Raw genomic sequence first — 17,484 nt, forward strand, 5'->3', positions numbered from 1 at the left:
GGCTGTGACCAGTGTCCGTTCACCACTGAGTTCGTGGTCGGGATCGCGATCGACGAGCCGAATTCTGTTTTCTGCAAACGACGCGAGGTAGACGCCGAACCGTAGCTGCTCGCGGAGTTCTTCGAGGAGCACCGAATTGTCGATGGGTGTGGGTTCGGCGGCAGCCCCGGCTAATTCACGGGTGCGTCGGCCTAGTGCGAAGCCGGAGAGGTCGGCGATCCGAACCAGGTAACCGTCGGCGACAAGGATGTTGAGTAACCGATACGCAGTGGCAGGTGGGATGTCGGCCAGGGCGGCAATGTCCTTGGCGGTGGCTCCCGATCCGAGCCTGGCCGCCGACTCGAGGAGGGCAAGGGCGCGCTGAACCGCTCGGGGTTCGTGCCCACCGAGGTCGCGTGGTCGGCCCACCATCAGCGGGCGCCGGCAGTCGGCTCGCCCACCAGCACGATGTTTCCGGCTGCGTCGGTGGCGAACACCCCAGCTCCTGGTAGTACGTCCTCGGTTTCGGGACTGTCGAAAGCGCCGACGTGCAGCAGACTTTTGGGGCTTCGGCGTCGCAGGTAGAACTGCCAGAGTGTGCCCGAAGTCAGGATCACGAGCACGGCGATCGGTGCAACGTACGCGTGGTCGATCGTGTTGGCATAAACCAGGTAACCGAGGACTATCGCTCCGGCACCACTGCCACACGACGCGGCCGCGAGAACGCCGGGAGTGTGCTCGCCGATCCGTGTCAGGAAGACAACGGATGCGATAGCCGCCAGTGCATAGGCCACGATGACGGCGCCGCGAACAGTCAGTCGAACGTCGTCGAAGATTTCTCCGCGCCCGAGAACGGCAAAGGTTCCGCCGCCCAGCAGGACGGTGCAGACCACGGTAGTCAATGCGAAGTAGGGCGTACGGAAGGCACTGTGAACCGAGGCGAACCGGCGGGGGAGTAGGCGCTCGACACCGAACGAATAGACCAGGCGTGACGCAGCATTGGATGACGCCATCGAGGACGCCAGCCACGAGCACCCCAGACCGACGTTGAGCGCGATCACGACACCGGGGCTCACGCCCGTCGCCGTTCCGTGGAGATAGGCGTTGACGAGGGTGTCACTGCGCCCGGACCAAGCGGCCCAGCCCGCGAAGATGAAGAGCGATCCACAGATGATCGGAGTGAGAAGGACTGTGCGGGTGACGGTTACCAGCGGGCGACGGGCCTCGGGGCCGAAGAAGGCCGCGCTCTCGAATCCGGCGAGAGCGAACACGGCAGCCAGGGCGGTGAGTAACAACCCGTGGCCGGAGGTGGGTGGAACGATCTGTGCTTGTTGACTTCCGGAACCGCCCAGGATCATGAGCCCGACGATGAACAGAAGTGAACAGCTTTCGACGACGAGGATCGCGAGCGCGGCAAATCTGACACTTCGCACGAGAGCGCCGAGAATCAGCAAGGCTATCCCCAGATAGAGCGCGATGACGTGAAAAGTCTTGTCCACGTGCACACCCGCGAAGCCGAGCAATGCGATTGCGGCCTGTCCGCCGTGATAGAGCGTCATCACCGCGCTGCCGACGTACTTGACCAGCATGGCGATGCCGGTGGTCAATGCTGCCCGGGTGCCCAGGCCACGAAAGACGAAGCTGTGCAATCCGCCCGACGCAGCCATTCGGCGAGTGAACTGCGAAACGCAGAAGGCTATGAGCGTCACCAGCACGGTGGCCGCGATGATGGTGATCATCCCGCTCAACAATCGGCCGTGTGTCAGCATGGTGACGGGCAGAACGACCATCGACACAGCAGGGGCAGTGGTTGCCACCGACTGGGCCAGCACTTCGGCGCCCGAGAGTTGCCGACGGCCCAACGCCCGCAGCGGTGATCGCGCCGGGGGCTGCTTCTCGCGCGTGGTGAAGGACCGCGCGATGGCTTCGGTTAGAGCGGACATGTCGCGTCACGCTAGTCCGGTTCTGTAACGCCGATATTGCGGGCATGCTTCCGCTGATCGCACTCGGGTGAGAGAGCAAGATGCGAACGCTCGCACGTTTCTCACTCGGTCCCCACCGACTGTTTCCTGCGCGTCAAGTTCCGGACCCAACGCTCCTGAAGTCTGTGTTCAACACCAACCACCCGGGTCACCGGGAGCACACTGGGGAGCTCGAATGCCATACACACGTAGATCTTTCATGCGCAGCCTGGGAATCACCGGCGGCGCCGGCCTGGCACTCGGTGCTATGTCGTCCATCGGCCTGGCGCCGGCAGTGGCGTCGACGCCGAGGCGATTTCAGGCACCTGCTGCGGGTGACCTGATCGGAAAGGTCAAGGGAAATCACTCCGTCGTGATCCTCGGCGGCGGACCGTCCGGGCTGTGCTCCGCCTACGAACTGCAGAAGGCCGGATACAAGGTCACCGTCCTCGAAGCACGCAACCGCCCGGGTGGTCGGGTGTGGTCGATCCGCAACGGCACCGAAGAAACCGACCTGAACGGTGAGACACAGACCTGTTCGTTCTCCGAGGGGCACTTCTACAACCTCGGTGCGACGCGTATTCCGCAAAATCACAACACCATCGACTACTGCCGCGAACTGGGCGTCGAACTGCAGATGTTCGGAAACCAGAACGCGAACACCTTCGTCAACTACACCGGCAACAAGCCGCTGGCGAATCAGTCGATAACCTACCGAGCAGCCAAAGCCGACACCTACGGATACATGTCCGAGCTGCTGCAGAAGGCCACCAATCAGGGCGCTCTCGACCAGGTCTTGAGCAAGGAAGACAAAGAAGCACTCTCGTCCTTCCTCACCGACTTCGGTGATCTCTCCAGTGACGGCCGCTACGTCGGATCCTCGCGTCGAGGGCACTCCGCGGAGCCGGGCGCCGGCCTCAACTTCGGAACCGAGATCGAACCATTCGGGATGAGCGATGTCATCCAGGGCGGCATCGGGCGTGCATTCTCCTTCGAGTTCGGTTACGACCAGGCCATGACGATGATGACCCCCGTCGGCGGCATGGACCGGATCTACTACAAGTTCCAGGACGCGATCGGGATGGACAACATCGAGTTCGGCGCCGAAGTCAGCGGCATGAAGAACGTGCCGGAAGGCGTCACCGTCGACTACGTCGTCGACGGCAAATCCAAGTCGATCACCGCCGACTACGCAATCTGCACGATCCCACCGCACCTGATCAAGCGGCTGAACAACAACCTGCCCTCCGACATCCTGCTCGCGTTGGATGCAGCCAAGCCGTCGTCGTCGGGCAAGCTCGGTATCGAATACTCGCGTCGGTGGTGGGAGACCGAGGACCGCATCTACGGCGGCGCGTCCAACACCGACCGCGACATCTCCCAGATCATGTTCCCCTACGACCACTACAACTCCGACCGCGGCGTCGTCGTCGCGTACTACAGCTCGGGTAAGCGTCAACAGGCTTTCGAATCGCTCACCCACCGTCAGCGGCTGGCCAAGGCCATCGCCGAAGGCGCAGAAATCCACGGCGACAAATACACTCGCGACATCTCGTCGTCCTTCTCCGGAAGCTGGCGTCGCACCAAGTATTCGGAATCCGCCTGGGCATCATGGGCCGGCGCGGGAGATTCCCACGGCGGCATGGCAACTCCCGAGTACACCAAGCTGCTCGAACCCGTCGACCGGATCTACTTCGCCGGCGATCACCTCTCCAATGCCATCGCCTGGCAGCACGGGGCCTTCACGTCCGCGCAGGACGTCGTGACCCACCTGCATCAGCGTGTTGCGCAAACTGCCTGACGTGCTTCGTTTTCCATCACTTTCTCTGGAGGTCACATCATGAAATCTCGCAGAACCAAGGTCCTTGCAGCGGCATTCGCCGCCACTACGCTACTGGGCTTCGCCACTGCCTGCTCGTCTGACGAGGCGGACGCCGAGACCACATCGAGTTCGTTCGTCTCGAAATCGATTCTCGAAGCGGGGCAGGCAAACCCGATGATCGCTCAGGGCGTCGCGATCGGCGGCGACACCGCAATCTACAAGACCAGCGGCATCGGTCCGTCGGCAGGAAACAAGGCGGCGCCGGAAGGTTCGCCGGAGTCGTACATCGACGGTCAGTTCTCCGGCGGTGTTCTGCCGACCGGTGTCACCGTCACCGAGGCGCAGGGCATCAATGTACTCAAGAAGATCCGCGACAACCTCGAAGCTCAGGGATTGAGTCTCGAAGACGTCGTGACGATGCGCGTCTTCCTCGACAACGCGCCGGGATCGGACAAGGCCGACTACACCGGATGGAATCGCGCGTACCGGCAGTTCTTCGCCAACACCAATCTCGACACGGGTGACACCGAGTTGGTGCCGATGGGCACGGCCGAGCCGATCGCTCCGATCGAGCGAAACAGCGCCCGGCCCACCCGCTTCGCCCTCGAGGTTGCCGGACTGCCCGTTGCCGGTTGGCTCGTCGAGGTAGAGGTCGATGCGGTGTACCCCGACGGCAAGGAACCCGCCTGATGGGCGCGCTCAGCCCGACTCACTGGGCGATCGTCGCAGTAGTGCTCGTGGTGCTGTTCGGTTCGAAGAAGCTGCCCGACGCGGCCCGGGGCCTCGGCAGGTCGATGCGGATCCTGAAGTCCGAAGTCGGTGAACTGCAGTCGGATACGGACCTCGCGTTGGAGCAGCGAGACTGACCCCCGTGCGCGGTCGAGGAGTCCCCACACTCCTCAACCGCGCACAGGTCTACTAGATCAGACCTTCGGAACGAGCTACCGACGGTGGTGACGGCGGACCCTTCACGAAGACATCGATCAGCACGTCCTCGTCCTGGTACGACGCGAACTGCGCCAACCCCGGCGTCTGGCGCACAGCCGAATGAACGGCGTCACCGTTTTGCGGGTACTCCGGTACGACGTGACGCCAATGGGCGCACAGCAGCGTTCCGCCAGGCTCGAGATGCTCGACGACCTGCAGCATTGCCTCGATGAGCTTTTCGAAGGTCAGGTAGTAGCCGACTTCGCTGATGACGACGAGGTCGAAGGTTTCGTCGGACCAGTCGTCACCCAACGCCCAGAGCCGAAATTCGGAGTCATGTCCGGTAAGCCTCGCTCGAGCGCTCTCGAGTGCGGTCGGGACGATGTCGGTGGCGAGAACGCTGTCGCAGCGCTCGGACAACTTCTCGGTGAGAACCCCGATCGAGCACCCCGGTTCGAATGCGCGACGGTATCGAGGTTTCGGGAGCATAGCGACACTGAGTGCGTACTTCCGCTGCTCGTACCAGCGGGATTCGAAATCCCATGGGTCGGACTGTGCGGCATACATCTTGGCGAAGTAATCCGCGGGGAGTTCACGATCGCTCATACGAACACCGTCTCGTACGGCCTCAGTAATCGTTCCATCGCGTGGCGGGGGAGGATGGGTGCATCCGCGGGATGATCGGAAAGCGGAGCGATCTGTGAAGTGAACTCATTGGTGGCAGCAGATTTCGCAGCCTGAACGTCGGAGGGCAAGGTCACCTTTCGTGCTCTTTCCCACGGGACTGCCGCATGATCCGGCGCGGCCCAATGCCACGCCCAGATGGGATACTCGATCAATCGCGATCCAGTGTCCGCGCACGCCCTCGCCGCCGCGTCTCCGGTGGCTTCGTGGTCCGGGTGGCCGTCCCCGCGCCACGTGGAGGCGCACCAGGTATCCGCCGAGGAATCACCGAGAATCGAGCTGAGGCGGTCGGTCAACTCCTGTCGGTTCTCGCCGATCTTTCCGTCCGGGATGCTCAATCGAACCGGTGTGGGAATTCCGAGGACACGCGCTGCCCGATCCGACTCGGACCGTCGACGGCGTTCCATCTCGGGCTGAGTCACGGTCGGTGAATCGGGATGCGAAGCTCCGCCGTCGGTGACAGATACGACCTGAACACTGATGCCGGAAAGTATTGCCAGAAGAGCGGTTCCGCCCAGACCGAGTATTTCGTCGTCGGGATGGGGAGCGACGATGATCAATCGTGAGCATCCGGTGAGATCCAGTTCCGGAAAACTTCTTCCCCACTCCCGCCATGTCGATTCGGGAGTACCGCCGTCGTCGACAGGTTTCTGCGCGAACAGTTTCGAGTTCACCACGGCCGTTTCCCCTTGGCTGCAATCCGGCCCAGCTCGGCGAGATCCTTCTCGGCGTGACTCTGCCGCAAGTAGACGGTGAGATCGGCTACCCGTGCGGCGTGCGCGGCGTCCATGCAGAGCGGTGCGGCGCCGAGAGCGCGTCCCACCCGATCCAGGGTCTCGGTAGCGGCGCGCTCGACAATTGCGCGCACACGGAGTGCCCGATGCATGGCCTCGGCATTTTCGTCGAAGGGATCCGCATCGATCTCGGCCGCCGCGACTGCGAGCGCGTTGCGCGCTGCGGCGAGCGCTGCATCGACCGCACCGAGGTGTGCGAGTACGTAGGGGTCTTCGCTGCTTGCAGCCTTGTCGTACAACGGATCAGCGACGCCGCAGGCGCCGCCGTACCAGCATGCAGCCACGCCGATCGCGCCGTGCCAGAACCCCGGGCGGCTCAGGTAGTCGCCTGCCGTCCCGACCGGTATGGCCGGAACCATGTCGAAGTCGACCGCGCTGGAGTCGCTTTCGGCCATACCGACGGCCTTCCACGAATCGGGAACGGGATGCACCCCAGGTAGTCCGAGCTCGACCGCGAAGAGGGAGGGGACACCGTCGACCAAGGCGGTGATCAGTGCATGCGTGCAGGTGTTGGCGCCGGAACACCACAACTTGCGACCGGTGAGCGTCCAGATCCCCACGTGCTCAGACGCATTCACCACAGGTTGGGGTGGCTCGGCCGCCCACACTCCCCACAGCTGCCCGGGTTCGGGATCCGGTCCGTCGAGTTCGGTGAGTATCGCGACGGCATCGGTGTGAGCCTCAGCCATCCGGCCGAGAACCACATTCTCCCGTGTGAGCTCTGCCAGGGAGGTCCACCGTGCGGCCGTCGCGCCGCCGCCGGGCAGCGGCAAGTACAGTCCACCTGCGTCCAGGAGTGTGTGTAGTCGTTTCATCGTGCCAGCTCCGCTTCTTCGTTATCGGCGGTCGTACCACCCAGGTTACGGATATGTCCGGCAAAGCCGCCCGGAGTTCGGCCGTCGAGACGCGCAGACGTGGTGACCGCAATGTCCTCTGCCCACGCGATACAGGCACCGGCCTCGCTCAACCGCCGGACGAGATCGACATCCTCGTCTTCTTCGAGATCGCAGAATCCTCCGACGTCCCAGTACATATCGGCGCGGACACCGAGGTTGGCACCGTGGACGTGACCGTGTCGACCATAGGGATGTGCGTGGTACATACGTTCGTACCGTTCGCGAACGGAGTGCGGATGGCCTTCCCAGTCTGCGATGCGAACGGTGCCCGCGACGACGTCCGCAGTACGCGCATACTCCAATTGGCGCGCAATCCAGGTGGGGCCTACCACCGAATCGGCATCGGTCGTGGCGAACCACGCTGAGGCCCCCAAATCCGAGCCGAACGCAGAGAAACCCGTCGCTCGCGAACGGCCGACGTTCTGATGCTCGACGCGGAGTACTTCCACCCCGTCGGGGATGACCCCCGCGGTTCCGTCCGAACAGTTGTCGAGGACGGCAACCACTCGGACGGGGACAACGCAAGCCGACGCCGCTGTTGCGAGTGCACGAAGGCAATTGGGGAGGTCTTCGGCTTCGTTGTGGGCGGGAACTACGACAAGAACCTGGTCGATTGGCACAGTGACGATCCTTTCCTCACCCTGGTACGGTCGGGTCTTCTTTCGTCCCGGTTCTCAACAGATAACCACATTTCGGACGGGTGCCGCCGCGCGACCGCCAGCAGCCGTGCAGGTCGAAAACTGTTTCGGTGAAACATCTCTGGATACGTTTGAGAGATGTGCCGGCGGGGTACAAGACGGGGTTTTGCGACTGTGCTTTCGGGTGCAAAACGGGGTTTTGCACCGAAGAATCTTCAGAACCGGCGGTGGCGCACCGAATCGACGAGCATCCGGGCCACCTCGTGCAGTTTCACGTTGGTGTGCTGCGATTGCTGAACGAGCCGGCTGAATGCTTCGTCGGCGTCGATGCCGTGGATGGCGATCAGCACGCCCTTGGCTTGTTCGATCTCGGCACGAGATTCCATGGCGCAGTGCAACTGTTCGATGTGCTCGTGTGCCTGACGCCAGCGTCGTGAATCTGCGATCGCCGCGCCCGCACCGGCGGTGAACAATTTCATCAACTCTTCGTCGAAGGGCTTGAACTCTGTCGAGGCGAATCCGTAGACGTTGAACGCGCCGAGAAGTTCGGTGCTTCCTTCGCCCATGGTGAGCGGCACGGACAAGTAGGACCGGACACCTTGTTTCCGGGCCTCGGCGGTGAATTCCGGCCATTTGTCGTCGTGATCACCCACCTTCGACCGAACCGACGACATGGTGCGCGCGGCGTCAACGCACGGACCACGATCGGCGGAATGCTGGGCATCGTCTATCGCGGAAAGGTAGTCCGCGGTAGATGCAGCAGTTCGTGGGCCATCGGCGGACAGCACCGTCACGCTGACAGCATCGGCATCCGGCAGCGCTTTGACCGCCGTCTCGGCCAGACGTTGGAGCATGGAGTCGAGATGCGCGTCCGTGTTCAGAGTGGACCGGAGTCCGGCAATCGCTTCGGCGAGGGTGTCGAGCGAATCTGCTGCGGAAGCAAACGCCGCGGCTCCCTGTGGGGTGTCCGCATTGCCTGTCATGATTCAGGTCTACTCCGCAAATTGCGGCGATGTAACCGTTCCAGGCGGTCTTTGCTTCGATGTTGCATGAAATCCGAGGTTCCTGGGTAGCCGCACGCAGCGATGTGCGATGTCGCCTGAAAAAGAGGAGCCGATGATGATCCTGCGTTTACCTGGTGTGTATCCACCGCAACACGACACGTCGTTACTGGCGGATGCGCTGCTGTTCGAGCGCCTCACCGCTCGCAGTCGGGTGCTGGATCTGTGCACGGGGACCGGCGCCCTCGCTGTCGCGGCATCCGCGGCAGGCGCAGGCCACGTCGTCGGGGTCGACATATCTCGCCGAGCGTGTGCCAATGCTCGTCTCAACGGGATCCTCAACGGAACCTCGATCGACTCCCGTCGTGGCGACCTCACCGAGGCGGTGCACGGCGAACTCTTCGATCTGGTGATCTCCAACCCGCCGTACGTCCCTGCTCTTGCAGATGATCTCCCTACCGCTGGAATCGAACGTGCTTGGGACGCAGGCAAGGACGGACGCGCCCTCATCGACAGGATCGCAGCCACCGTTCACGAGGTGCTCGTCCCGGGCGGCACACTGCTTCTCTTGCAATCGGTGCTGTGTGGGGTCGACAAGACCGAGGCGATACTCGAAGAACACGGTATGGCCGTAGAGATTTCAGCCCGGAAGTACGTTCCCTTCGGGCCCGTGATGCGCGAGAGGCGCACCATGCTCGAGGCACGAGGGTTGATCACCACCGGTCAGGAAATCGAACAACTCGTGATCATTCGCGCAACGAAGTCTTGCCCTTCTCCCAACTCGATGTGAGGTGATCGCCGAGAAGATCGTCGAACGCCAGGCACGCTGCGGCGCCGAACAAGATGTCATCAGTGCGGTGCGGCTGCGAAGAGGCGAGACCGCCGGCAAGTTCCCGAACGGCGATCTGTTCGTGAACGGAATCCGCTTCCACGTGCTCGTCGTAGAACAGTGTCGCGTCCGAACCGAATCCGAGTCGGCGCAGTCCTGCGCTGTATCGTTTGCTCGGCAGCGCAGACGTGGTCTCGACAGCGCACAGGTGCCCGACCAGCGTTCCGAGATGGCGGCGATGAAAACCGAAGAGCGAGAGAGCATTCAACGACGCCAACGTTACCGCGGGAACAGAATCGATGTAGTGGCCGTAGCGGTCCGAAAGACCTACAGCCCGCATGGTGTCGGCAAAAAGACGCGAATGCATTCGCTCTGCGCGGCCGCCTCCGTACTCGTCGCTCTGCACTTCGACGAGGGCGGCCTTGACGGCACCGGAGAGGCGCGAAATTCCGAGGGTGTGCACATCCGCCTCGCGGAGCTGATTGAGCGAACGGTGAATCAGCACCTCCGAGAACTGATCGATCGTTGCATCCTTCGCCATGAAGGACGCAAGACCGGGGCCTGCACTGGGGGCGGTCATCGACCAGAGGTCGGCCACGACGTCGCCAGACGACTCCACTGTCCCCACGAGTTGCGCGATGGCGGACTCGAAACGCTCTTCGAGCCGAGACCGCACCGCGAGCAGGTCCGGATTCCATTCCCATTTGTCCGAGACGTTCTCGATTCCCTGCAAATGAAGCTCGTAGAGGAGCGTCAGGGTCAGCTGAGCGTCGTCGTCACGAAGAATGTCGTAGGTGAGGTCGGTGGACTGTGCATCCTCGTACGCGTCAGCGGCAGCCGTAATCTCCCTCGGATCGGCCGAGGAGCGCAGAATGGAAACGAGAGTGGCGCTCAGTGGGCCGCGGGCCTGTGGAACAGGCATGGAAGTGGGCACGCCAGTGGCCGAATCGAGAACTGAAGAGGACATATGACCGCGTTTCCCGAATCGTCATCTGCCGAAACACCGAGTGTTCCCGGTAACAACACCACCATAACCGCCTGCACGGACGGCCCGCTGCTGGTGCGTGGTGACTTCGAGTTGCTCCGTGACGACGGAACCCCGATAGAGAACAAGCGCTCTACGGTTGCATTGTGTCGATGTGGGCGGACCGGCATCGCGCCGTTCTGCGACAGCTCCCACAAGAAGAAGCGGGCGAGAGCGACGTAACCGGTGCCAATTCGGAACAAGCCCGACCCGTGAACCAAGACGATCCGGAAACCAAGAAAAGGCTGGATGCCGGCACCATGCGGTGCAGCGTCCAGCCTTTTCAGTCTGAAGTCAGACTGGGATCGAACTCAGATGGCGCGAACGTTCTGAGCCTGGGGGCCCTTCTGGCCCTGTCCGATCTCGAACTCGACCTTCTGGCCCTCGTCGAGGGACTTGTAGCCGCTGCCCTGGATCTCCGAGTAGTGAACGAACACATCCGGTCCGCCACCTTCCTGCTCGATGAATCCGAAGCCCTTTTCACCGTTGAACCACTTGACACTGCCCTGAGCCATAACCAAATTCTCCTGGATCCATCGAGCCGAGCCCTCCCATCGAGAGTCCGGTCTCACACCTGATCCTGCCATGCTCTTCTTTTTCTGTCTCCAATTACATGCATGGCGAGTTGCAGTATTTGACGGCTTTGTCCCGTTCCGGGACCACGTCGCAAGCAGGTGATTGTTCAACTATGCGCGTTCACCTGCTGTGATGTATTCGTCCCTTCGATGCAGCGTGAAATGACAACACCTGTGTTAAATCTGGATTCGCGGCGCAGAATGCCACCCCGATACCGAGGAGGGGACCAAATACCCAACTCGATCGGGGTCGAGATCAGTCCGAATCGTCGGGTTTGGTGTGCCCGTCGAACGTCACATGGATGTTCTCGTGGGGAACCGCGCGTTGTGCTTTTGCTTGATCGGCGAAGGTGCGCCGATCGCCTTCGATGAGTTCGGTGTTGTCGGTGAACGGAGCCAACAACGCCCGCGGATGGAGTTTGTCGACTCGCACGACGTTGATTTCCGCACACATGACGATCGAGGCTGCAGCGAGGAACAAGAAGGCCAACAAACCCAGAACGATGGCAAAGACGCCATTGGTGGTAGAGGCACCCCGCACCACAGAGGTCACATAGAGGGCACCGAAGGACTGAAGTGCTTGCCAGAGAACAGCAGCGGCGATCGCTCCAGGTGCCACATCGGCTACCGAGAGCGGGCGGGCGCAGGTGAGCCGGAAAGCGACGATGAAGATGCCCGCATTCAAGACGACTACCGCAAGGGTCAGCAGGAAGCTGAACGAACCGCCCAGATGAAGCGCACCGCCGATGTTGGAGACAGCGGTGGTCCCCAAGATCGCGAGACCGATCGTGCCGAGGAGTAGTAGCCCTTGGAGACGCCCGCGGATGGGATCCGGTCGCATGTTTCGGGGCACCGACCACACCGTGTTCATCGCGTTCTGGCAAGCCAGAGCGACACCGAGGCCACCGTAGAGACCACCGACGATTCCGATCACCAGACCCGTGACACCGCCGCCGATCTGTTGCGCATTGCCCAGGTCGTCACCGATCACCGGAAACTGATGCAGCGCGGAGTCCAAGATCTGTTGCTGAAGCTCAGGGTTGCCCGACAGCACGAAGCCGAGAATGGTCGAGAGCAACAGAAGAAGAGGAAAGAGCGAGACGAAGCCGTAGTAAGCGATCAGCGCGGCTAGATAAACACCTTGATCGTCGAGGAACTTGTAGAGGACCGCTATCGGGAACCCCAGGGCCGGATGCTTCTGTTGCAAGGCATCGAGGCGCTTGGCGATTGTCATTCTCGGTCTCTCTCAGCTCGTCGGACAGCCCGACGAACCTTAGTCGCTGCGAGCGCCTGGCGCTCGACGCCGGGGCAGCCGTGGCGTCAGGAGGCTTCGAGTGACTTCTCTGCTTCGTCGAGCGCGCGCATTGCTCCCTCGACAGAGTTGGTGACCGGGAATTCCTCTTCCGCCCGCGCCGCGCGAAGCAAGCGTCGAAGCGGGTGTGACCCGATCGCGGCCCACTGGAAGTCGTTGGCTCGCGAACGGGAGTTCAGCTCGGCGAACAGTTCGAGGCAGACCGCACCGACGAACAGTGAGTTGGACAAGTCCAGAATGACGCGAGGCCACTCCGCAGCGTACGAGTTGAGAAGTTCTCGTAGTTCTGGGGCGGAGAGTTTGTCGAGGTCGACGTCGACCCGGATCAGGACTGTCGAGGGCGCTATCCGCCAGGCCGCGAAACCATGCGTTTCCACGATCGGCCCCAATTGTGTTGAGGGATCGATGGAATCGATCGGTGTGTGGTCGAGTTCATTCAGATTCATGGCAGATCCGGTCTGTGTGCTTTCATCGAAAGGCTGACGACCGATCTGGCGGCGCGGAAAGTGAATGCGTCCAGGCGTGGAAAGCTTTAGAGCTCAATGGAAATGAACAGTACAGATGTGCGCAGGAAATACTCACCTGATCCAGAGCCTTGATGCGAACCGAGCGCCAGTGGCTTCAACCCCGGCTGTATTCTCAACCTCGGTACCGTTCAGTGTAGCTCGAGGGCGTGAATCGGTCCAGGTGAGAGGTCGAATATTAAGCGGTGCAATGTTTTTGGCTCGACGCTTCGGTATGGTGGAAGATCAGCGTCACCGGACGAAGGGAATCAGATGAACGACCGCGATGCACTCACGGCCATCTCGACCAAGCTCGACACACTGATCGGCGCGGAGACCAACGGTTTGCGGGACGAGGTTCCGCCCGGTTCCAGTGTGCAGCGCACCGAGCAGGACGGCGAGCACGGCCGGTGGGGGCACGATTACCGCCTCGCCAACAAGTATCTCGAGGCCCTCGACATCGGCCAGCCCGGTCTCATCGATCGAGACGAGCTGGAACGTCTTGCGCAGGAATACATCTGATCCTCGAGACGTACCTTCAGAAGATTTCACCCATCTCGGTGCGTAGCTGCTTCAGTGACTGAGTGAGGATTCTGGATACATGCATCTGAGAGATGCCGACCTTTTCGGCAATCTGGGATTGGGTGAGATGGCCGAAGAATCTGAGAACGACGATCGTGCGCTCGCGCTCCGGTAGTGCCAGGAGCGCGGGCCGCAGGGTTTCGTGATTGTCGATCCGACTGATCGCTTCGTCGTACTGTCCCAAAGTGTCTATCAGAGTCAGACCACTCCCGTCGCCGGCGGAAGCGGTGTCGAGCGGTGTGGTTCGGTACGAATTACCGGCGGTCAAACCTTGTTCGACCTCGTCCGGTTCGATGTCGAGTTCCTTGGCGAGTTCCGCGACTGTCGGTGCACGGCCGAGCGTCTGGGACAAAGTCGTGAGCGCCCGGTTGAGGGCAAGGTGCCGTTCCTGAAGGCTACGAGGCACTCGCACGGACCAGCCGTGATCGCGAAAATGCTTGCGAACCTCACCCATGACGGTCGGGACGGCGAACGAGAGGAAATCCGATCCTTTGTCGACGTCGAATCGCTGCACGGCCTGTATGAGCCCGACGCGAGCAACTTGCTCCAAGTCCTCGAAAGGCTGGCCACGCCCCTGGTATCGGCGAGCGACGTGTGTGGCCAGGGGTAGGCACAGTTCGATGATCGAGGTGGTTATTTTTTCTCGGCTGGGATCATTCGGCGGAAGCGAGGCCATCGAGACGAACAGTTCGACAGCTGTTTCGTACTGGTCCTTCTTGTCCGGTGGGACAGCGGTCACGCACGCTCCTGGGGCAAGCCCTTTTCAAGCGTCATCGTCAGGGTGATGTGACCGTCCGCGTCGATTTCCGACTGTTCCAAGCGGACGGAATCGACCAGCGCTTCGAGAACGAACCATCCGAAGCTGTGCGACTTGTCGGGTATCTCGGAGTGCGCGATCACGGACACGACAGTCCGAAGTGTGCGGCCGACGGTGTCGAATCGGCAGGTCAAGTCGCTGGACGGTATCGCGTGGCCGATGAGGATGCTCGCGACTTCGTCCATCGCCAGAGCAAGGTCGGCTGTTCCGTCGACATCGAGTCCGGTGTTGTTGGCAACCGTTCGGGTGATTCCGCGCAGAGTGGGAAGTTGAGAGTACGACGCGCGGACGCGGAGCGAGGCGATGGAGTCGTGAGTTAGTTCGGTTTCGGTCGGACTCGACAGAGGGATCAAGGGGCTTCCTGTAGGTAGATGTGGCGTAATTCCGGCGGACCGAGGCAAGGACCGGTACCGGCCGTGCGTGCCAGCCATCTCTACCCCGGAAGTATTCATGGCCTTGGATTACCCTTCGCCCGGCGAACTAACCCTCTTTACCCGAACTAGAGGATGAATTGTGAGACACATCACCTGTGGTGCGGACGTACCGAATCCTCATCTTTCATTTTCGCGTCGTTCGGGTACAGCCGCTTCATGGACACCCATTCGGACAGACAGATCCCCGTACACATACGACCGGAAGGTGTCACTGATGACGAGGTGAAGGCGGCAGGAGTGCTGTCGAACGCCCTTGAAACGGTGGAACGGGCACGCGGTGCTCTGTACGACTTCCATCAGCTGATAGGGCATGCCGATCTGATGCTCGACGAGGTCGTCGAGCTACTGCGATCCAGCGGCAACGACGACCTGGCCGATCAGGTCGAGGGCGAGTTGATGGGCCGGAACGTGGTCGAGGGGCGCTGGACTTTCCAGTTGGTCGAAGAGTTCGACGAGAACTACTGGTCGTTTTTTCGTGAATGCGAGAAAGTGGTGCGCGACAAGCTGGCAGGCGGAGTGCCGCACCTCTTCGAAGCCGAGATGAAGGAGCGACGCCGCACGCACGGTTTGCGGCACCACGAGGCCAGGCCCTGAGGTTCCTATCTACTCTCGTGAGCTCGTCGCGGCACTGATCAGTGGTTCAGTTCGAGCTTTGCGCAACGATTCTCGCTCGGTCGCCGTCATGCCGCCCCAGATTCCGTGGGGTTCCCCGGTCTGGATGGCGTGCACCAGGCATCTCTGCACGACAGGGCATCTGGCGCACACCAGCTTCGCCGAACTCTCGCGCTTCGCTCGCCTGGAGCCGCGCTCGTTCGTGTCGTCGTAGAACAGAGCGGGGTCGGTGTCGCGGCAGGTGCCGGACAGTTGCCAATCCCACTCGTCGGCAAGGGGCCTGGGAGATGTGTAGGAGCGCATGAACATGGACGTTCCCTTCGCTGCGTGACGAACTCGACTCGGATCGCGGATCCAGGTCGGGTGTTAAGGCAAAGCTCGGTCCCGCCGGCCTGAACCGGCGGGACCTTCGAGGCTCCTCCCTCGAGGGGGAAGATTTCGGGGGTACCTCTGGTCGGTCATTACCCAGCCGTACAACTTTTGAATCCCGGTCGTCAGGAATTCTTTCGATCCACGGCACGTCGTTCTGCTGCGGCGACAAGACCACCGGCGATGTCGCGCACCTTGACGTTCCATTCCTGCGACATCTGGACCAGAAAGTCGAAGGCTTGGTCGGCCGAGCACTCACGCTCGGCCATCAGTAATCCCTTGGCCTGCTCGATCAAGGGCCGAGAATCCAAAGCTCTTCTCAGTTCGTCATTTTCCGCGCGAAGGCGGGTGAGGACGTCTGACGCCGAACTGGACTGCTGAGCCAGCGGTCGTTGAACCTCGTATACACGATGAAGCACACCGATGACCCTGCCGTCATCATCGGTGACGGCGGAATTCACCGTATTCCAATAGCGGGTGACAAACATCCCGCTCCCGCGCTCGTCGCGCACGTCGTAACGCTGAGTCGGCAGTGCGTCCCGAGTTCGGGACCGCATCGTGCGCTCGAATGACGCTGTCAACGAGAAGATTCCATCGGCAAACGAGTCGTCGGGATTGTCGGGGAAGGCTTCGAACACTTCCACTCGGTGCAATTGATCGAGGCTGCGACCGGATACGGCAAGGTATTCGTCGTTTGCGCCCTGGATACGAAAATCGCTGTCCACGAGCAGAAGAGAAGAACTGCTTGCCGCAAATCGATCGCTACGAACGATCGAGCGGAGAGTGCTCGAACTCATGATTGTGTCGTTTCTGTCCTGTCTTCGACGGTTGCGGCCCCTGATATTTCAGAAGTAGGTGATCGCGAGAACTCCAAGGGCGGTGCCTGCCAGGATCGATCCGAACAACAAACGCTGCTGCAACACGAACATCTGATACTCGCGACGTGTTTGTGTCGAGGTGCCGCGCGAGTCCGCAGACATGCTCTTGCCCTTTCCTGTTGTGGGGAGTGCGGTTTCGGCCGACCCCCGATCGGCCGAAACCGCGGACGGTGCATCAGTTCTGACGCGCCTCATTTGCGGCATCCTGCTCGGTGGACGCGCCTTCGTGTACGAGGCTGCCACCCGAGTTCTCGAGGTGAGCACGAACGAACCACTGGAACTTTTCCAACTGCGCCGTCTGGCCGATCAACATGTCCTCGGTGATCGGATCGATCTTGCCGACACTGTCGATTGCGGTGCGACTGTCGGTGATGATCCCGGTGTAGACGAGGTCGAGCGCAGCGAGGTGCGCACGAGCGTCGTCGCGGCCGACGGAGTAGTCGTCCCACGTTCGATCGCGCTCGATTGCTCCCGCGGTGCCCTTGGGTGAGTTACCCAGTGCCGCGATACGTTCGGCCACATCGTCGGCGTAGCCGCGAACCAACTCCACCTGAGGGTCGATCATCTCGTGCACGCCGATGAAGTTGGGGCCCACGACGTTCCAGTGAACGTGCTTGAGCGTGAGGTGAAGATCGTTGTAGGCGCTGAGGCGTTCCTGCAGAATATCGGCGACGGACGAACCGTCTGCGCTGCTCAGTCCCGGTACGGTGAACTCGGACATATGTTTTCCTCTCGTCTTGATGGGGATCGCCCTCCAGTGGGGCGGTCTCGCGCCATCGTCAATCGGATCGCGTGTCGGTCAGGTTCAGTGCGCGAGTGCTACTGGCTCCTCTGTCACCGGGTCGCC

The 17,484-nt window shown here is 61.5% G+C and carries 24 protein-coding genes; 7 read left to right on the forward strand and 17 right to left on the reverse strand.

Annotated elements, in window-relative coordinates; all coding sequences use genetic code 11:
- Window positions 1-411: helix-turn-helix domain-containing protein (locus A2J01_RS31810; protein WP_156519466.1), on the reverse strand; the 411-nt coding region annotated here is incomplete at its 3' end.
- Window positions 411-1,922: an APC family permease gene (locus A2J01_RS31815; protein WP_047269034.1), complete on the reverse strand. Its 1,512-nt coding sequence runs from the start codon at window positions 1,920-1,922 to the stop codon at window positions 411-413. The genes A2J01_RS31810 and A2J01_RS31815, both read right to left, overlap by 1 nt.
- 238 nt (window positions 1,923-2,160) lie before the next feature.
- On the opposite strand from A2J01_RS31815, the gene A2J01_RS31820 reads away from it, so the two are divergent.
- From A2J01_RS31820 to tatA, 3 genes are read left to right on the forward strand one after another with little or no spacing between them, the layout of a single operon-like run.
- Complete coding sequence (locus A2J01_RS31820) at window positions 2,161-3,741, forward strand: flavin monoamine oxidase family protein (protein WP_007726538.1); 1,581 nt, start codon at window positions 2,161-2,163, stop codon at window positions 3,739-3,741.
- A 39-nt stretch (window positions 3,742-3,780) separates the two neighbouring features.
- Window positions 3,781-4,452, forward strand: a complete 672-nt coding sequence (locus A2J01_RS31825; RefSeq protein ID WP_047269035.1) for a Rid family hydrolase — start codon at window positions 3,781-3,783, stop codon at window positions 4,450-4,452.
- Window positions 4,452-4,628, forward strand: a complete 177-nt coding sequence (gene tatA, locus A2J01_RS31830; protein WP_003943732.1) for a Sec-independent protein translocase subunit TatA — start codon at window positions 4,452-4,454, stop codon at window positions 4,626-4,628. Before A2J01_RS31825 ends, tatA begins: the two co-directional genes overlap by 1 nt.
- Window positions 4,629-4,680: 52 nt before the next feature.
- On the opposite strand, the gene A2J01_RS31835 is transcribed toward tatA, so the two are convergent.
- The 5 genes from A2J01_RS31835 to A2J01_RS31855 all read right to left on the reverse strand — a co-directional run bounded on the left by A2J01_RS31835 (window position 4,681) and on the right by A2J01_RS31855 (window position 8,684).
- Window positions 4,681-5,295, reverse strand: coding sequence for a class I SAM-dependent DNA methyltransferase (locus A2J01_RS31835; protein ID WP_042926398.1), 615 nt, complete (start codon window positions 5,293-5,295; stop codon window positions 4,681-4,683).
- Complete coding sequence (locus A2J01_RS31840; RefSeq protein WP_003943643.1) at window positions 5,292-6,050, reverse strand: PIG-L deacetylase family protein; 759 nt, start codon at window positions 6,048-6,050, stop codon at window positions 5,292-5,294. The genes A2J01_RS31835 and A2J01_RS31840 overlap by 4 nt, the downstream gene beginning before the upstream one ends.
- On the reverse strand, window positions 6,044-6,982 hold the full coding sequence (locus A2J01_RS31845) for an acyl-CoA dehydrogenase (protein ID WP_047269036.1): 939 nt from the start codon (window positions 6,980-6,982) through the stop codon (window positions 6,044-6,046). The genes A2J01_RS31840 and A2J01_RS31845 overlap by 7 nt, the downstream gene beginning before the upstream one ends.
- The gene (locus A2J01_RS31850; RefSeq protein WP_042452319.1) at window positions 6,979-7,683 is read right to left on the reverse strand and encodes a glycosyltransferase; all 705 of its coding nucleotides are present in this window, start codon (window positions 7,681-7,683) and stop codon (window positions 6,979-6,981) included. The genes A2J01_RS31845 and A2J01_RS31850 overlap by 4 nt, the downstream gene beginning before the upstream one ends.
- A 233-nt stretch (window positions 7,684-7,916) precedes the next feature.
- A complete protein-coding gene (locus A2J01_RS31855) occupies window positions 7,917-8,684 on the reverse strand; it encodes a GAF and ANTAR domain-containing protein (protein ID WP_003943624.1) in 768 nt (255 codons plus the stop codon).
- A gap of 109 nt (window positions 8,685-8,793) precedes the next feature.
- Between A2J01_RS31855 and A2J01_RS31860 the strand changes: the two genes are divergently transcribed.
- On the forward strand, window positions 8,794-9,492 hold the full coding sequence (locus A2J01_RS31860) for a HemK2/MTQ2 family protein methyltransferase (protein WP_042452318.1): 699 nt from the start codon (window positions 8,794-8,796) through the stop codon (window positions 9,490-9,492).
- Here A2J01_RS31860 and A2J01_RS31865 read toward each other — a convergent pair.
- Complete coding sequence (locus A2J01_RS31865) at window positions 9,449-10,498, reverse strand: iron-containing redox enzyme family protein (RefSeq protein ID WP_042452317.1); 1,050 nt, start codon at window positions 10,496-10,498, stop codon at window positions 9,449-9,451. The two genes, A2J01_RS31860 and A2J01_RS31865, sit on opposite strands and share 44 nt — an antisense overlap.
- On the opposite strand from A2J01_RS31865, the gene A2J01_RS31870 reads away from it, so the two are divergent.
- On the forward strand, window positions 10,499-10,738 hold the full coding sequence (locus A2J01_RS31870; RefSeq protein ID WP_003943717.1) for a CDGSH iron-sulfur domain-containing protein: 240 nt from the start codon (window positions 10,499-10,501) through the stop codon (window positions 10,736-10,738). It begins immediately after the preceding gene.
- 128 nt (window positions 10,739-10,866) lie between these two features.
- Here the strand turns inward: A2J01_RS31870 and A2J01_RS31875 are convergent, their stop codons facing one another.
- From A2J01_RS31875 to A2J01_RS31885, 3 genes are all read right to left on the reverse strand, one after another.
- Window positions 10,867-11,070, reverse strand: coding sequence for a cold-shock protein (locus A2J01_RS31875; protein WP_003943666.1), 204 nt, complete (start codon window positions 11,068-11,070; stop codon window positions 10,867-10,869).
- A 316-nt stretch (window positions 11,071-11,386) separates the two neighbouring features.
- On the reverse strand, window positions 11,387-12,364 hold the full coding sequence (locus A2J01_RS31880; protein ID WP_003943713.1) for a YihY/virulence factor BrkB family protein: 978 nt from the start codon (window positions 12,362-12,364) through the stop codon (window positions 11,387-11,389).
- Between the two features lie 86 nt (window positions 12,365-12,450).
- Window positions 12,451-12,888: an STAS domain-containing protein gene (locus A2J01_RS31885; RefSeq protein ID WP_042452313.1), complete on the reverse strand. Its 438-nt coding sequence runs from the start codon at window positions 12,886-12,888 to the stop codon at window positions 12,451-12,453.
- Between the two features lie 330 nt (window positions 12,889-13,218).
- Between A2J01_RS31885 and A2J01_RS31890 the strand changes: the two genes are divergently transcribed.
- Window positions 13,219-13,467, forward strand: a complete 249-nt coding sequence (locus A2J01_RS31890; protein ID WP_003943680.1) for a hypothetical protein — start codon at window positions 13,219-13,221, stop codon at window positions 13,465-13,467.
- Window positions 13,468-13,483: 16 nt separating this feature from the next.
- Here the strand turns inward: A2J01_RS31890 and A2J01_RS31895 are convergent, their stop codons facing one another.
- Window positions 13,484-14,266, reverse strand: a complete 783-nt coding sequence (locus tag A2J01_RS31895) for a SigB/SigF/SigG family RNA polymerase sigma factor (protein WP_003943639.1) — start codon at window positions 14,264-14,266, stop codon at window positions 13,484-13,486.
- Window positions 14,263-14,697, reverse strand: a complete 435-nt coding sequence (locus A2J01_RS31900) for an ATP-binding protein (protein WP_003943620.1) — start codon at window positions 14,695-14,697, stop codon at window positions 14,263-14,265. The genes A2J01_RS31895 and A2J01_RS31900 overlap by 4 nt, the downstream gene beginning before the upstream one ends.
- A 237-nt stretch (window positions 14,698-14,934) precedes the next feature.
- Between A2J01_RS31900 and A2J01_RS31905 the strand changes: the two genes are divergently transcribed.
- The gene (locus A2J01_RS31905) at window positions 14,935-15,372 is read left to right on the forward strand and encodes a hypothetical protein (protein WP_039972685.1); all 438 of its coding nucleotides are present in this window, start codon (window positions 14,935-14,937) and stop codon (window positions 15,370-15,372) included.
- Between the two features lie 9 nt (window positions 15,373-15,381).
- On the opposite strand, the gene A2J01_RS31910 is transcribed toward A2J01_RS31905, so the two are convergent.
- The 4 genes from A2J01_RS31910 to A2J01_RS31925 all read right to left on the reverse strand — a co-directional run bounded on the left by A2J01_RS31910 (window position 15,382) and on the right by A2J01_RS31925 (window position 17,358).
- Window positions 15,382-15,699 carry a WhiB family transcriptional regulator gene (locus tag A2J01_RS31910; protein ID WP_003943622.1) on the reverse strand — a complete coding sequence of 106 codons (318 nt, stop codon included), beginning with the start codon at window positions 15,697-15,699 and terminating at the stop codon, window positions 15,382-15,384.
- Between the two features lie 185 nt (window positions 15,700-15,884).
- The gene (locus A2J01_RS31915; RefSeq protein WP_042925720.1) at window positions 15,885-16,556 is read right to left on the reverse strand and encodes an ANTAR domain-containing response regulator; all 672 of its coding nucleotides are present in this window, start codon (window positions 16,554-16,556) and stop codon (window positions 15,885-15,887) included.
- 48 nt (window positions 16,557-16,604) lie between these two features.
- Window positions 16,605-16,739, reverse strand: coding sequence for a hypothetical protein (locus A2J01_RS37285; RefSeq protein ID WP_256261806.1), 135 nt, complete (start codon window positions 16,737-16,739; stop codon window positions 16,605-16,607).
- Window positions 16,740-16,812: 73 nt separating this feature from the next.
- Window positions 16,813-17,358: a Dps family protein gene (locus tag A2J01_RS31925; RefSeq protein ID WP_003943731.1), complete on the reverse strand. Its 546-nt coding sequence runs from the start codon at window positions 17,356-17,358 to the stop codon at window positions 16,813-16,815.
- Window positions 17,359-17,484: the final 126 nt, after the last annotated feature.

This window comes from Rhodococcus sp. EPR-134, from assembly GCF_001647205.1.
In the GTDB taxonomy this organism is placed as follows: domain Bacteria; phylum Actinomycetota; class Actinomycetes; order Mycobacteriales; family Mycobacteriaceae; genus Rhodococcus_F; species Rhodococcus_F qingshengii.